The sequence below is a fragment of the Pseudomonas folii genome, assembly GCF_014357575.1.
Lineage (GTDB): Bacteria > Pseudomonadota > Gammaproteobacteria > Pseudomonadales > Pseudomonadaceae > Aquipseudomonas > Aquipseudomonas folii.
In genome coordinates this window covers 49165-64304 of sequence record NZ_JACONW010000011.1, presented here as the reverse complement: position 1 = coordinate 64304, position 15140 = coordinate 49165, and the positions used below count along the sequence as shown (strand labels likewise).

Genomic DNA, 15140 nt, shown 5'->3' with positions numbered 1-15140 from the left:
GCCAGGTCCGCATTGGTAAATCCGCTCACCGCTTCGCTGAAGGTAATGGTCACCAACGAGGTTTCACCCACTGTGAGTGAACTGTCCGAGAGTAAAATGCTGGCCGTTGGACGGACAGTATCGATCGCGTAGTTGCTGGAGTTGGTCGTGCCAAACCCGGTGTTACCTGCGACATCCGTGACACCGGTGTTGTCCAGGGTGATCACGTTGGTGGTATCGGTGATGTTGTTGGTCGGCGTGAACGTGGCCGTCCAGACAATGTTGTTGCTGGTGGTAAGAGAACTGAGCGTGCCGTTGGCGACAGTCAGGTCAGCGTTGCTAAAACCGCTTACCGCTTCACTGAAGGTAATCGTCACCGTCGACGTTTCACCGATGCTCAGGGTGGTGTCCGATACCACGATGGTTGCGGTCGGGCGCGACGTGTCGATTGCATAGTTGTTCGATGAAACCGTGCCAGTGCCTGCGTTGGCTGACAAGTCCTGCACGCCGGTCATGTTCAGGCTGATCAGGTTGGTGGCACTGGTTAGATTATTGAGGGGTGTCAGGGTGGCGGTCCAGGTAACGCCGCCATCACTGCTGCTCACTGCGGTCAGGGTACCGTTGGCAACTGACAGATCCGCATTGTTGAAACCCGCTACCGCTTCGCTGAATGTGATGGTCACCAGCGAAGTTTCGCCCGCCCTCAAAGCGTTGTCCGACACAACGATGGTTGCAGTTGGAGCAACGGTATCACTGACCACATAGTTGTTGGACGTACCGGTACCGTTGCCGATATTACCAGCAGAGTCCTGTACGGCCGAACCGGCCAGGGTAATGGCGTTCGACGTATCATTAACGTTGTTGGCCGCCGTCAGCGTGGCCGTCCAGGTGATGTTGTTGGTGGTCGTAAGGTTAGTCAACGTGCCGTTGGGAACGGTTATCTCGGAGATATCCAGACCGAACACCGGCTCACTGAAAGTGAATGTCACGGCAGACGAACCACCCGACCCCAGAGACGGGTTGGCAATCACGATGCTGGAGATTGTGGGTGCCGTAACGTCAGCACTGTAGGTGACATTCAACGATCCACCATCGTTGAATATGTTATTGACCGCTGTTGGCGAGGTACCGTTTGCACCACCGCTATTTCCGTTTGCCTGACCACCCGCCCCACTGCCACCCACGTTGCCCGTCATGGCCGAGTTGTTGGCTGCGGTGATATTGACCGTGCCTTTGTTCCAGATCGCACCGATCCCACGGCCGCCGTTCCCGCCGATCGTACCGCCGCCACCACCGCCACCGCCCGCACCGATGTTGCTGCTGAGGGTCGAGGTGCCGATGATCGCAAGGGTACCCGTAGAGGCGTTATAGATCCCGCCCACCGCAGAACCGCCTCTGCCACCATTTGCATCAAAGCCCGAACCGCCACCGCCACCGCCGATAGTCCGCCCACCGGAAGTCGCAGTGCCGCCCGTACCTCCGTTGGTGTATCCGACTGGAGTGCCATTCCCCCCGGCACCACCACCGCTCGAATTACCCCCACCCCCGGCCAGGTAGGCGGTGCTGAAGCTCGCACCATTACCGCCAGTGTTGGCTGATGGAGATGTAGGGGTATAGGTCCCGGCACTGCCACCGGCAGCACCATTCTGACCACCGATACCGCCACCGCCACCGCCGCCGCCACCGACGTTCGGGGACAGCACACCGCCACCGCCGCCACCGCCTGCAGCCGAGTTGGCCGTCACGGTGACATTGCGCAATGTCAGGTTACCGGCATTATTGATACCGCCACCCAAAGCGTCAGACGCCGCAATCGCGCTACCACTAGAGGCACCCGAAGTGCTGGCAACGCCTCGCGTTATGATCAGGCCATCAAAAGTGGCAGTCGTGCCCGAGGTCACCCGGATCACACTGGTTCTGTTCTGGCCGTCCAGTGTGACATCCGCTACACCGTCGTTATTCAGGTCACCATCAAGGGTAATGTTTTTGTTGACCACCAACTGGGCGTTAAGCGCGACTGTCATGCCGCTGGAGAAGGTCACGATATCGCCGTTCTGAGCATTGGTCAGTGCCTCACGCAGACTGCCCACCCCAGTGTTGGTGGTGGACGTCACGGTAAATGTCGCAAGACCCCACTGGTAGGAGTCCATCGCCTGCCGCGACAGCGCGCCAATGCTTTCGATGCTGCCGGTCGCGATTTCCAGGGTCCAGTCGCCGCCCACACCAGTACGGTTGGTCGACGCCGCGATGTCGCGCCCCGTGAGCTCTGCCAGCGAATCAACGAAGTTCAGACCCTGCTCGCCTTCAGCGGTATTACAGGCGTAAATCAGGATATCGCCGCCCGCGACCATGTCATTGCCGATTTCGGCCAGCAAGGCGCTGCGTTGAGTAATGTTGTCGGCCGACAGATAGCTGTTGCCCAGCCACAGGTCACCCGAATTGCCGTGGGCGATGATCTGCACCGAACTCACGCCCTGATGCGATTCCAGATAATCAGCAATCTGCTGCAAACCGTCTTTGGTGGCATCCAGCATGACAACCTGAGCACCCGGCGCGACGCCCGCGAGCAGGCTGTCGGCGTCCTTGACCCGCGAGTCGACAAACACCACGGTGTTGCCTGTTACGGCCGCTGGGGTGGGCGTGATATCAGCCGTGGCAGCCGATTGCGCATGGCTTTCGCTGCTGCTGTCTTTGGCACTGGCCTGATCGGTCGTCTTGGCAGCCTCGGCAGTCGGCTGGCTGTCCGACTGCGCAGCATCGGCGACAGTGGCAGCCACTGCGCCGTCGAACAGCATTCGCGGCTCAAGGAACATGATCATGGGGGAAGCGGGGGATTTAGCCTCTACGGAGGCCCGCTGCACAGTCGGCGACTTCTTCTTATTCCACCACATGGCGCTCACCAGAGATCGAACGTTGTAACACTGCTATGGAAAACCGCGATCAGTTGGTCGCGGCGTCGGATTTCATTCGGATTACGTTGGCAGCACTGGCCGAACCGTCATTCCAGAACGACAACTTTGAATATTGCTCAAACAGGTCAGGCGGCAGGATCGTATGCCTATTTTCAAAGGCAACCCTGGGTTTCACCTTGTGCAGACCGGAGACGCCAAGCGCGTCGTCGAACTGCGGTGCGTCATAGGAGAGGTTGTTGAAATCGTGCTCGAACCAGGGCTCGCCGATGAATTCGTACACCAGGCGCATGACTCGATCCGGCGCCTGGGACAGGAGGTCGTAGTCAATCAGCAGCAGCGAGTCGGCATGCTCGCCGTAATAGGCTTCTTTCAACGATGCCCAGGCAAAACCCACAAGGCGATTGCGTTGCGCCAGAGTTTCGACCCGGCTGTAAACGGTATTGCGCTCGGCATCGTCGACAAACAGCTTGGTGTTTTCGAAAGGATTTTTGCGGTAAACGCGCTCGATGCTGTCCATGACCCAGGCCACATTGCGCACGCAGGCAATGACCCTGGATTTCGGGAACAGATCTTTCAGTGCCGACAGATTGGAAGTCCAGCCACGGCTCGTATCAAATACAATTGAGCTGTCGGTCTTGTCGGCGTAATAAGACTCGAAAATCCCGCGCAGCAGGCGTCGACGTGCGCTGGTATCGATCATTGAAGAGAATTCGCTGCCTGCGCTGCATTGACCGAGGACGCTGGAAAACAACGAAGCAACCGGACTGCTCATACCGGCATGAAAGCGCGGGTTCTGCAGAAGAATGGCTGATAGCAGGGTAGATCCCGAACGTGGAAGCCCCGATATAAAGTGAAAGTCCTGCATCCGTTTCTCTTCCTGAATCCCTTCCATAGGGCTACCAATGTCAGCCTAACGTAACAATAAGTACGCGCATAGTAGTACTTCGACATCAGTTCCCTGGACTTAAGCAGACTTACTCAAAAAATATGCTCTCCTCATATAAGTAGTTGTAATAAAAGAATTTAATTATTAACCAGATGAAAACCATCAGACGAGCGGTCGTTTATTGTCCGAGCAGGTGTCAGTTTTTTCCCGAAATTCGAGAGGACTGATCGCATAAACGTCCATCTGCTCATCTGACTGTGTCAATCGAGAAACGGAAATCCAAAAAGCGCAGCAATTCGCCAAACAGTGTCTACGCTCTCACTTTGCCACTGCCACGGGCATGTGCCTGAGTGGATAACGTGTCACCCCATAACATACAAAGGATGAAAGTTTATGGAAGTTTTTATGGGTTCGATCATGACGTTCGGCTTCCCCTTTGCACCCTATGGCTGGGCGCAGTGCAACGGCCAGACAATGAACATCAGCCAGTACAACGCGTTGTATGCGTTGCTGGGCGTCATTTATGGAGGAGACGCGACACAGAACTTCATGCTGCCCAACCTGCAAGGCAGGGTGCCAATCAATCAGGGGACCGGTGTCAACCTGACCAATCGAGTGATCGGTACAGCTTCAGGCGTCGAGAAGGTCACCGTTGCGATCGCCAACATGCCAGCTCACGTACACCAGATGAGCACGCTGAGCGCAACGACTACCATCAATCTGGGTGCGCAGCCGAGCGCCACCGGCTCCATCGTGCCAACGGCCACCAACTGCTATGTCGGAGGCACAACGGCCGGCCCGAGTTCCGCCAACATGTTTGCACCGGACCTGGGAACTGCAGCGCCTATCGTGCAGAAAGGCGTATCAACAGCCATCACCGGCACCATGCAACCCGTCGGCGGCAGCCAGCCTATGGACAGCATGAACCCTTTCCTGGTTGTGAACTTCAGCATTGCCTTGCAGGGCCTTTTCCCTAGTCGCAACTGACTTCCCGAGCCCAGGGAAGGGCTCTCCCACTCTTGCTGGAGTCGTTCCATGCTGCAAAACGTTACTGTCGAACATTTTCGTGCACTGCTGGGCAGCCCATGCTCGCTGCAACTGGACGACGGCAGTCAGTTGCCGATCAACATCTCGTCCATCGACGAAAAACCTCAGGCACGCCTCTCCGATAATGAGCGCCTGCCTTTCAGCGTCAGCCTCAATTCATTGGAGCCCAGCACCTTCGTCGATGGCCTGTGCGCCATTGAACTGCCGGAACTGGGCAAGCTTGAAGAAGTATTCGTCTCCCGCGTTCCCCCAATGGGGCGTGATGCGAACCTGGCCTATTACTGCATCAGCTTCAACTGATCAACTGGCTTTGGACTGACCCGGATACCAGACCAGCCGCTGCGCCGCGATATCCTGCTCTTCGACCTGAAACCCAAGCGCCAGATAATGCTGGCGCGCATGGGGGTTATTGTCCCAGACCACCGCTGCCACAGGGCAACAGACCTTTTCGGCAGCCTGTTGCACGCCCTGTAATACCGTCCGGCCGTAGCCCTTGCCCCGCGCTGCCGGAATGAATGCCAGATACAGCACACGAATTTCATTGGGGCCGAAATCCACCACCAATGCGCCGATCAAGCTGCCAAGCTTCTCGATCACATAATGCATCGCATTGGGAAACCCATTGCCCACGCCGGCTTCCTGCACACGAAACTGCTGAGCGATGACCTCCTCCACCAGATCGCGCTCGCCGTCGATCAGTTGCAAATCAGGCCGGGCCGAATGATAAAGCGACTGTATGAAAGGGCTGTCCGAATCACGTGAGGGCCGGACTTCCAGCCCGTCTGCATTGTTCAACATCAGTCTTGTCCTCTTCCCTGGAGCACTTTTTTCAGAAACCACTTTCACGAACGCCCAGCGCTGCCAGCCTTCGCCATGTCGAGCCCAGTAGCGACTCACTGCGCCCTTGCAGCACCGCTACACCTCGCAACGGTTGGGTCGGAGCCTCGATATCCTCTGTCACCTTCAAACGCACGCCGTATTGCGCCTGAACCGGCTCGGCGCGATGGTTTTCGTCGCGGCGAACAGCAATCGGCCCGTGATGATCAGACGCGAGGGCTTCCTGATCCAGGTAGGAAACCCCGTTAGCGTCTACATCCAGCAACTCGACCGGCAGCGAGGAGCGCATAGGGTCGTCAGCGATAAATCGTCCCTTGTCTCCCGGCGCGATACGCCACAAGACATCTTCAGCCAGATAACCACGAAGGCGCGTACCGCCCTCGACGATTCGGGCCAGAGGGATCTGGGTCGAAACCCAACGGCCCGGGTTCAATTGCGGCATGAGATCACGCACCTGACCGGCCTGGGGAGCGCGGACCAGTAAGCGTTCGCGCTGAGCTGCAAGGCCGCGATACTCGGCCAATGCACTGGCCAGACGCTGTTCGATGACGCCAACATCCGCAACCGTCTCGCTGCGCCCGGCCTGACGACGTATCTGCAATTGCAGAATCTCGATTTCTCGACGCACGATGGTCTGCCGCGAATCGACATCAGGCGACTCAAGCTCCACCAATACGGCGCCCTGCTCCACCGTCTGCCCGTCACGCACATTCACCTGTTTGACGCGAGCGGCAACAGGCGCATGCAGGGCCGTCACCCTCCCGGCCTCCAGCATGACTGGCACCTCGACACTGCTGCGCCAAGGCACCACCAGCAGCAATACCAGCGCCAACAAGCCCGCACCACTAAGCAAAACCCTGGGCGTCTGAGCCTGTTCGCGGTTGGCCCACCAGTGGCGTGTCTCCTTGAAGATCGGCAGAAAGATGAACCAGCCCAGTTCCACCAGCATCAGGAAGATCCCCAGCAACTTGAAAAACAGGTGATAAACAGCAAGCGCAATCCCGAAAAACAGTGCCGCCCGCCATAGCCAGGACAAATACCCCCACCACAACAGGCGACGCTGCATGACCGGCGTCCAGGGCTCGGGCGCAGGCAGGCCGTAACCGAACAAGGCCTCACGCAACCGCCAGCGACACAAGGCAAATGCCCGGCCTTGAAGGTTATCCACCTCCCACAGATCACTGATCAGAAAGTAACCATCGAAACGCATGAATGGATTGAGGTTAACCACCACCGTGGTCAACCAGGTCGCACTGGCAAGCATGAATGCTGCCGTACGTGCAGGCCCGTCGGGCAGCAGCGACCAGGCCAGCAAAGCGATACAGGCCAACAGCATTTCGGCGAGGACACCTCCTGCGCCGATCAGCAAACGGGCGCGCCGGTCATTCACTCGCCAGGCATCGCTGACATCGGTGTAGAACAATGGCAACAGCACCATGAAGGCCACGCCCATGCTCTGCACACGACAACCAGCACGCTTGGCCATGAAGGCATGACCGAACTCATGACAAAGCTTGGCGAAAAACAACGCCGTACCAAACGCCAACGCCCCGCCAAGGCTGAACAGGTGCGGAAAAGTGCCGATGAAGCGCTGCCAGTCCCGCGCGACCAGAAACACTCCGAGTCCCAGCGTAGCTGGCAAACCGTAACGCAGGATGGCGGGACCAAAGCGCTTTAGCCAAGGCCATGCTCGATTGAGAAAAGCATCCGGGCGCCACAACGGAATGCGGAAAAACAGGTATTGATGCAACAGCATCTGCCACACGCCGTGACGCGAAGCTGCAGCCTTGTAGGCATAGCTGGCGCGCTGGTCGGGGTCGGTCGAAGCGATCAGGTCATGGCTGCGAAGAAAGATCAGCAGCTCCTGCACTTCGTTATCGCCCAGCGGGAGACCTGGCTCACGGTTCGCGGCCTGTAGTACCTGAGAGGGTTCGCCCAGCGACCAATGCCGCAACAGACGAATAGCCTGAGCGCCCAGCTTGAAATAGCGACCTCGCACCGGATCAGCCAGAGTCCAGCGCGGCGACCCGTCAAGTGCAGGTGCGGCCGAAGAAAGGTGCAGATCCGCCCGCAGGCTGGGCAGTACCATTTACAGGCCTACGCTTTGACGCAAACCTGCCAAAGGTCTGCGCAAGATATACAACGCCAACGGCGCTCGCTCGCCAAAGACCTTCGCGGTGCCACGCAACCCGATACGCGGCGGAGAATCAATAAAGCTGGCATCCAGGCGATAAGCCAATTGCCCACCCGGAGTCGGTTGCGCTTCATAAGCTGCGCGCTCCAGGCGGGCAGAATGGCGATGCAAGGGATCACTGTCGAGGAACAGCGCGATTTCAGCGTCCGGCTCCAGAGCGATGGCGTCGCCAACCGCCAGTTCGATGCGCAGTTCGGCCTGGGCAGGATCAGCGATTTCCAGCAAGCGCTCGCCAGTCTGGACCGGTTTCCCCGTCCAGCGCTGGGCATCGGCAAAGACTGCGATACCGTTGCGCTCGGCACGAACTTCGCTGCGCTTGAGCAACTCACGTGCGTAATCGCGCTCTGCACGCTTTTGCTCGACGCGAGCGGCCAGCAGGTCGACCTTAGAGCTTGATTCGGCATCGGCAAAAGCGCGTTGCGAGTTGGCTTTGAGTTCCGCCTCCGCGACACCCAGCGTACGCTCGGCGACATCGGCCTGAGCCTTGAGGGTGGTGTTTTCAAAACGCACCAACAAGTCACCGGTCTTGACTGGCTGGTTGGGCTTGATCAGAAATTCGGCAATCACACCATCCAGTGGCGCAGCCACCACGCGGCCAGCCAACGGCACGACTTCGGCAGGGGCCAGAACCGACTGGCGAACCGGGATCAGCAAGCTCAACAAAGCAACAGCCACTAACCCGACCTGACGCTTGCGACTCCAACGCAGGCGCCAGGGCTTACGCGGCTGCAATGCCAGCCATGCATGACTGTAGGTATCACCGAGATGCGAAAGTAAAACCTGCTCGGGCGCAGCCCAGGGTTTGTCACGGGCCAACCACAAACCACCGAACACTTCACCTTTATGATCCAGCAACGGCAGCCAGAACACATGGGGCGCCGACAGGCTTTGCCAGTCTTCGCGCACCGAAGCGCTGAGTTTATCCATCGCAACGACACTGGCTGGCCTGGCTTTCTCCAGCTTGAACAACTGAGCCACCGCATGCTCGACGAACGCGACAAACGGCGCATTGGGATCAATCACGCTGACACCCGTCACTGCCCGCACCTTACCGGCAATCACCAGCGCAGCATGACGAAAACCAAACAGCGGCTGCCCGTCATTCACCAGGCTGTACGCCAGTTGATCGGTCGTGCGGGCGGCGCGGGTAAGACGTTCAAGGTCGAGGAACTGGGCAAAGACCCGCTCTACCACTCCGGGTACAGGCGCGTTCACTTGAGCTCCGGAAAACGCGCCGTTCCGCTCATGCCAGCCAAGAGGTCATCAGACTTTGGCAAACCGGCCACCAGTAACAATGTCTGGCTGCCTTCATCGATCCGCGCACCGAAACGCTTGATAGTGGCGGTCAGTGATTTGCCGGTTTCGTCAGGCACAAAACTGAACGTCTGCCCGGCCTTGAGCTTGCCCATCCAGCGGGAGGGCACCAGAAGGTGAATTTCCAGAGTACGGTTATCGACGATCTCAAGCAGCGGCGTGCCAGCGGAAACGCTTTCATAACGCTGAACCTTGCGCTCCACGACCTGACCGTCATAAGGCGCGATCACGCTGCAGCGTTTGACTTGAACCTGAAAGACACTTGATTGCGCCTGAGTCTCAGCCACCCGGGCCTCAGCACGAGCAACTTCGAAACGACCTACAGAATTGAGCGACGCCAACTGCCGGTTATGCGCCAGCTCTTCACTGGCCCCGCGACTGGCAGCCTGAGAGGCGTTGAGCTGCGCCTGATAGGCTGAACAGTCAAAACGCGCCAGCGTATCGCCCTTCTTGAAGGTTTCACCTTCGCGCAGCGGCAGATCGACAATACGCCCGGCCAACTCACTGGCAAGCACCGCCTGATCCTGGGCCCGCAACACACCTCGCGCTTCACTGGAAGAAGCAACCTGCGCACCTGCAGAAGCAGCGTTATCCAACAACGCATCGGCTTCAGCCGGAGTCTGCGCCTGAGCGGAACACGTCGCCCCGAGTAAAAAGAAAAACAATCCCTGCAAACACCGCATACCGGAGACTCCTTGTCGGATGGAGCCAGTCTACGACAGCCATGAGAAGCGTCAAGCCAATAGCCATTATCTTTGCCGAGAGAGCGATGACCTCACGAAAAGACTTCAAACCTCTGTATCTACCACCCACTGCCAGGTAAATAGGACCTGGATAGACGTTATGCTTTATCAGGCTTAGGCTATGCGTAACCTAAGAAGCAGCGAAACGGTTCTGTAAGAACGCCTCTACAATCTGCGCCGCTTGATCGATAGAGCACGTCGCGCTATCGATCACGATGTCGGGTGATACGGGGCGCTCATACGGTGAATCGATTCCCGTGAAATTCTTGATCAAGCCTTGCCGCGCCTTGGCGTACAACCCCTTGGGGTCGCGTTGTTCCAGCACATGCAGGGGCGCATCAACAAATATCTCAATGAAATCGTCAGGGGCGAACAGAGCCCTGGCCATGCGGCGTTCCTGCTCAAATGGCGAGATCAGGCAGACCAATGTGATTACGCCTGCGTCCACCATCAATTTGCCCACCTCAGCCGTACGCCGGATATTTTCCCTGCGGTCGGCATCGGAAAAACCCAGGTCGACGGACAAACCTCGACGAAGCTGGTCGCCGTCCAGCAGGCAGGTATGCAGGCGATGCTCATGCAGGTTGGCCTGAACCCGATTGGCAATGGACGACTTGCCTGCGCCAGACATTCCGGTGAACCACAACAGCAGCGAGCGATGACCTTTCAGGTTCGAGTGGTTCTGGCGCTCAATCTCGAAGCTGTGCAATACCGGCACCGATTGCTCATCAGGATTGGTCGGAAGTACCGGCGAAGAAGACATAGGGTATCTCCGAAGGGTGACATGGTATGACGACGCATCCGGCCTGAAACGGGAAGATGGCAGTACAGCCTGAACCTCCGCTGGCGGCGCAAGCTCTTCCCGCCATCAGGGCAATAAAGAACCGCACAATCTGGGCAAACAATAGAATCATTTGAATTCCGTGATTATTCGACCTTGGTGTTTGGGTCAGGCTCAAGCTTCTGAAATCGCCGCCCGACGCTTCTGGCGCTGCGACTCCAGCCAGATCACCAGCACCAGCAAACTAGCGCCGGCGATCAGCAAGCTGAGCAGCCAACCCAGGGTTTCGGCCAGTTGGGTAAAGAACAGGGTGTACAACTGGATTATTAAAAACGTTGAGCCATACCCCACCAACATGCCGAACCGCTGGCGCAGTCCCACCGTTAACACGCCGAGGCTAACCAACGCCCAAAGCACGTTGAACATCAGCAGCTCGCGATCCTCGGCAAAATGCCACGGGCCGTCGATCAAGTCGTAACTGCCGAACAGAGACAACAGCCACAAGGACATTTCGCCCACAAACAGGCCACAGGAAATCCATACCTTGGCAAACCCGTTGTAGCGGGCAAGCAATCCGGCCTCACAGCGCAGATGCAAAGCCCCCGCAGCCACAAGCACCGCCGCAGCACCGAGAAACCGCAGCGGATAGTTCATGCCAAACCAGTAGGCGCCCCAGCCGGACTCATATCCGCTGCGACCACCGAACCAGACGAAGAACAACACACTGCACAATGTCAGCAGTAACACATTGCCCAAGGCATAGCTGAGCACCAGCAGGATCAGGAGGTCGATCAGGAGCAGCGCCGGCCAGTTACCGGAGCCGTCCGAATAGATCATCCCCACCACAAAACTCACGCCGATCAGGGCGAAGCCGCCCAGCAGTTCGGCGGTGCTGCCAAGCATCCTCAAGCCTTTACCGGGCAACCAGCGCCCGACGACGAACAGGCCCAAGGTCAGCACTGACAAGCTGATCGCCGATTTGGGCAGGGTGAACGTCAGGTGCTCACGCAGAAATAACACCAGACCGGCCGCCAGGCTGATCGCACCGAACGTCAGAAACCAACGCCCGAGTGAGCGCCAGTCCCATCGGGTCAAGGGATACAGTTCACCGATACGGCTGTGAGCAACAGGATCGATCTGCCCCTCGCGCAGCCATTGATCAAGGGCATCACGGACCTGTCGATTGCGGCGATCCATGCTCATGGCCGATCCTCCTTGGCACGTAGCGCCGCGCGCTCAAACAACCAGCCCAACAAAACACCCACAACACCGGCCGCCGCGAAAAAAGCCGCGACACTTAGGCGGTCCCAGGCGTGTTCGTAAAAGCGCGTGTAGAGGTTGATACCCAGAAACACCACACCAAACCCGGTGAAGCTAGGGTGTTTGAAACGAGCACCGATCACCAACTGGCTGATGGCCCCTACGGTGAATAGCAGTATCGAGAGCCCTGATTGGGACGAGTGGTAATTGTCCAGGCTGAGAAACCACAGCGAGCAGTTGAAGTAGAGCAGTCCGAAAATCACATACAAACGCCCGAAACCGCTGAAGTGGCGGAGCGGCCTTTCTTCAGCCTGCTGGTGCCAAAGCCCCAGCAGCGCTGCCAATCCGGCAATCACTGCCATGGCTCGCGGGTCCTGAATATCGAACACATATGACCCGCTACCGGCATAACTCTCCCAGGAGCCAAAGCCGTGAAAGGCGCACAGCAGCCCAAGAAACAATGGCCAGCGCAGGTGGTAACGATAGGCAGTGGCCACACTCAGCAAGGCGGTGACCAGCAGTGCCAGAGGGATCCGATCATACCCGCCCACGTCGGAGTCAACTCCACTGAGTAACAGGCTACCGCCGATCAGCATCAGGCCGATGGTCAAAATGGCAACACCAGCCACCGGCATACGCCCGGCTGGATCACGCGCCAGGCGTACCCCGACCCACCACAATGCCACACCGGCGATAGAAAACAGCACAACGCCGAGGGTGACCGACTCGCTGAGATAACTCACACCCCCCAGGATTGCCATACCAATCAATAACACCGCACCGATGCCTAGCCATTGCAGCACCGTGGATAACAATTGGTCAGGACGCTGATAAGGCGCGCTCAGCCGCTCTTGGGTTTGCTGGTCGATCAAACCTCGATGCTGCCAGTCGGCAATGTTCTGAACCATTAACTGCTGAGTGGTTTTTCTCATGGGGTTCAGGCATCGCTCTATTGTCTGGATGATATGGGGTGGTGGGGCATAGGATGCTTTTTACCCTGATTATCCGGGGCTGGGCCAGGAACTGCTATTGTTCATGGATAAAAACGTACAACACAGTGATACGCGAATTTCGGAGCTCTCAGCGATGCGTGCAGATCCGCCATCGAATTAAGGTAAAACACAAAACGGCTGTGTGTCGCTTTTCCAGACTCGACTTTGGATATTTAGGCAAAACACAACTCCGAGACCGGCTACTACTGCACTGAAAACGGCGTTGAGTAGGTGAGTTACTACCTACGTCATCCAGTTGCACTCCTCAAATGACGCACAAATCCTCCGAGGACGCCTGCCACCCATCAAGGGTGAATGCAAAGCAATAAGAGTAGCAAAGCCTACAGAGCGCCACACTCGGTAAAGTACGGTCGAAAGCGGATGCCCTTGAGCCGGATTTGCATTCACCAGTAAAGACTCGTTTTGTTACATCGGTAGGATTGGCGTGAAGGCCATACGAGGGTAAGGTATGGGAGTCTGAAACCACGATGGAGCAACCGTTACGGGTGATCACTTATGTTGAGCTGGGATGAGTTTGACCGTGAACTGGAGGAGGAGTCTGAAAATTACTCGGCGACATATCGCCGAGCGGATAAATATGTTCGCGACTTTGCAATTGATCCTAATCGAGATTCAGCAGCGGTAGCACGCGCCAAAGCCGCCCTGGACCTGCTAGACATTACGGAGGAACCGGAGAGCCTCCGTTGCATACGTAGAAATGGCACTCTAGTTACCTTTACCGAAGACCTCAGTTACGGCGTTTATGGATTTTACGATTTTCGTCAGGATCATTTCCGCCAATCTGCACTTCGCGATATTTTCAACCGAATCGTAATTCTTTTCGCTGCGTTCCTACTTTCTGCAATTAACTGTGCACGCGCTTCAGCTGCACTGAACGCTTTTTTGCGTACCCCTCTTTTTGCCTACGATGCCGAGTTGAGTATTGATCGCCATAGGCTCCGCTCTGCCTTTTGACCTGTTGACCCTCTCTCAACTTTTCAAAGGCATTTTTATGCAATTCAATGATCGAAATTCGAGCAAGAATTCCACTGGCATTGGAAATTCTAGGCCCCAAGTTTTTATCTTGGTGCTGTCTGGCCAGCATAATAACGTGACCATAAATATTACCCCACCCTTGAATAAGCTTCAGTGGAGGTGGGTATTGCCTGCATTGCGGAGTGCCGTAATAGGTTTTTTAATGAAAATCATCATCAACTTCTTCCAGTAATAAAACACTGAGGGGGGAGAGGTAGGCCCGCGGGGCCTAGCCTCTCTTATCAACTTAGGATTTGGCTAATTCAGCAAGCCTCGTGTTCGCGCTTAAGCCATATCGCCCCATCCGCGGACGCCAGACTTACCCGCCGTCAGAACCGCATATCTTCAGGTTCGGGAAGTAGCAGGCTGGGTCTGGACTGTCGCAGCCCGTAGCCATTCTCCTCAAATGCCTCCTATCCCGATCGAATTTCTGAATTAAAACAAGAGTTCGACCGGGCCGGATAGTTGGAGCGAAGTGCCCTGGATCTCGCCAGTCTCCCACTCTGCACTGTCTTGGACACTTTGCCTCGCCATATACGGCTCCTAGAAGTGTGGCATTGCTCTAGACGGATCTTCGAAACCAGCGGCACTCAGATTGGGACGTAGTGCTTTCACGACCTCCCCTCACCTCGCTCGAAAATGCTCTTTCAAACGAGCTAGGGATTACCGTCGAGGAGGCGGAGACCCTGATAGACGTAGAGCCAGAGGCAATGACCTCTGACGATGGTTCGATGACGTATTACTACGTCCTCGACTTCGAGGGAGTGGCTACACAGCCTCTGCGAACAAAGCTCCTCGATCAACACGGCTCGCTACAGATCGAAGTGAGTATGAATTTCTTCGATAACGTAAATTGGGACCTTTCCTGAGTGAACGCCGTTGAGTGACCAGCCGCCAGGCAGGTCACTCCCCCGATGAACATCTTCGAAGGTCCCTTGCGTACGTGCGGCATGTACGTTCAGACATTGGCAAAGCAAGGCCTCAGTGCCGCCATCAGCGCAGAAGCCGGTTGTTGCAGCGTCACAAATCTAGCCTGCCAAACAATGTCCTCTTGCAGATCTTCCCGATTGGCAGCCACGAGGAGGTGCTCAGGAGCTGTTTCCTGCTCGGGCTCCCGAACCTAATGCGAATGAATTACCCGCTCTAGGGTCAGGCGAATT

12 protein-coding genes are annotated in these 15140 nt (G+C 56.9%); 3 read left to right on the top strand and 9 right to left on the bottom strand.

The window, feature by feature from the left end; genetic code table 11:
* The coding region (locus H8S59_RS04520) for an Ig-like domain-containing protein (RefSeq protein WP_187520634.1) at nucleotides 1–2774 on the bottom strand (2774 nt) is incomplete at its 3' end.
* Nucleotides 2775–2919: 145 nt separating this feature from the next.
* Nucleotides 2920–3756, bottom strand: a complete 837-nt coding sequence (locus H8S59_RS04515) for a sulfotransferase family protein (RefSeq protein WP_027901612.1) — start codon at nucleotides 3754–3756, stop codon at nucleotides 2920–2922.
* A gap of 414 nt (nucleotides 3757–4170) precedes the next feature.
* Here H8S59_RS04515 and H8S59_RS04510 point away from each other — a divergent pair, with 414 nt between their 5' ends.
* A complete protein-coding gene (locus H8S59_RS04510) occupies nucleotides 4171–4764 on the top strand; it encodes a phage tail protein (RefSeq protein WP_187520631.1) in 594 nt (197 codons plus the stop codon).
* Nucleotides 4765–4812: 48 nt separating this feature from the next.
* The gene (locus H8S59_RS04505) at nucleotides 4813–5124 is read left to right on the top strand and encodes a DUF6916 family protein (RefSeq protein WP_187520630.1); all 312 of its coding nucleotides are present in this window, start codon (nucleotides 4813–4815) and stop codon (nucleotides 5122–5124) included.
* On the opposite strand, the gene H8S59_RS04500 is transcribed toward H8S59_RS04505, so the two are convergent.
* From H8S59_RS04500 to H8S59_RS04470, 7 genes are all read right to left on the bottom strand, one after another.
* Nucleotides 5125–5622 (bottom strand): GNAT family N-acetyltransferase, encoded by a 498-nt coding sequence (locus tag H8S59_RS04500; protein WP_027901609.1) that lies wholly within the window; start codon nucleotides 5620–5622, stop codon nucleotides 5125–5127.
* Nucleotides 5623–5653: 31 nt separating this feature from the next.
* A complete protein-coding gene (locus H8S59_RS04495) occupies nucleotides 5654–7750 on the bottom strand; it encodes a site-2 protease family protein (protein ID WP_027901608.1) in 2097 nt (698 codons plus the stop codon).
* Complete coding sequence (locus tag H8S59_RS04490) at nucleotides 7751–9070, bottom strand: efflux RND transporter periplasmic adaptor subunit (RefSeq protein WP_187520629.1); 1320 nt, start codon at nucleotides 9068–9070, stop codon at nucleotides 7751–7753.
* Complete coding sequence (locus H8S59_RS04485; RefSeq protein ID WP_187520628.1) at nucleotides 9067–9852, bottom strand: efflux RND transporter periplasmic adaptor subunit; 786 nt, start codon at nucleotides 9850–9852, stop codon at nucleotides 9067–9069. Before H8S59_RS04485 ends, H8S59_RS04490 begins: the two co-directional genes overlap by 4 nt.
* 190 nt (nucleotides 9853–10042) lie before the next feature.
* Nucleotides 10043–10675, bottom strand: coding sequence for an adenylyl-sulfate kinase (cysC, locus tag H8S59_RS04480; RefSeq protein ID WP_095093114.1), 633 nt, complete (start codon nucleotides 10673–10675; stop codon nucleotides 10043–10045).
* A gap of 192 nt (nucleotides 10676–10867) precedes the next feature.
* A complete protein-coding gene (locus tag H8S59_RS04475) occupies nucleotides 10868–11896 on the bottom strand; it encodes a hypothetical protein (RefSeq protein WP_187520627.1) in 1029 nt (342 codons plus the stop codon).
* Nucleotides 11893–12885 (bottom strand): hypothetical protein, encoded by a 993-nt coding sequence (locus H8S59_RS04470; RefSeq protein ID WP_187520626.1) that lies wholly within the window; start codon nucleotides 12883–12885, stop codon nucleotides 11893–11895. Before H8S59_RS04470 ends, H8S59_RS04475 begins: the two co-directional genes overlap by 4 nt.
* A gap of 576 nt (nucleotides 12886–13461) precedes the next feature.
* Here H8S59_RS04470 and H8S59_RS04465 point away from each other — a divergent pair.
* Entirely contained in the window at nucleotides 13462–13920 is a 459-nt protein-coding gene (locus H8S59_RS04465; RefSeq protein WP_187520625.1) for a hypothetical protein, read from the top strand.
* Nucleotides 13921–15140 lie beyond the last annotated feature (1220 nt).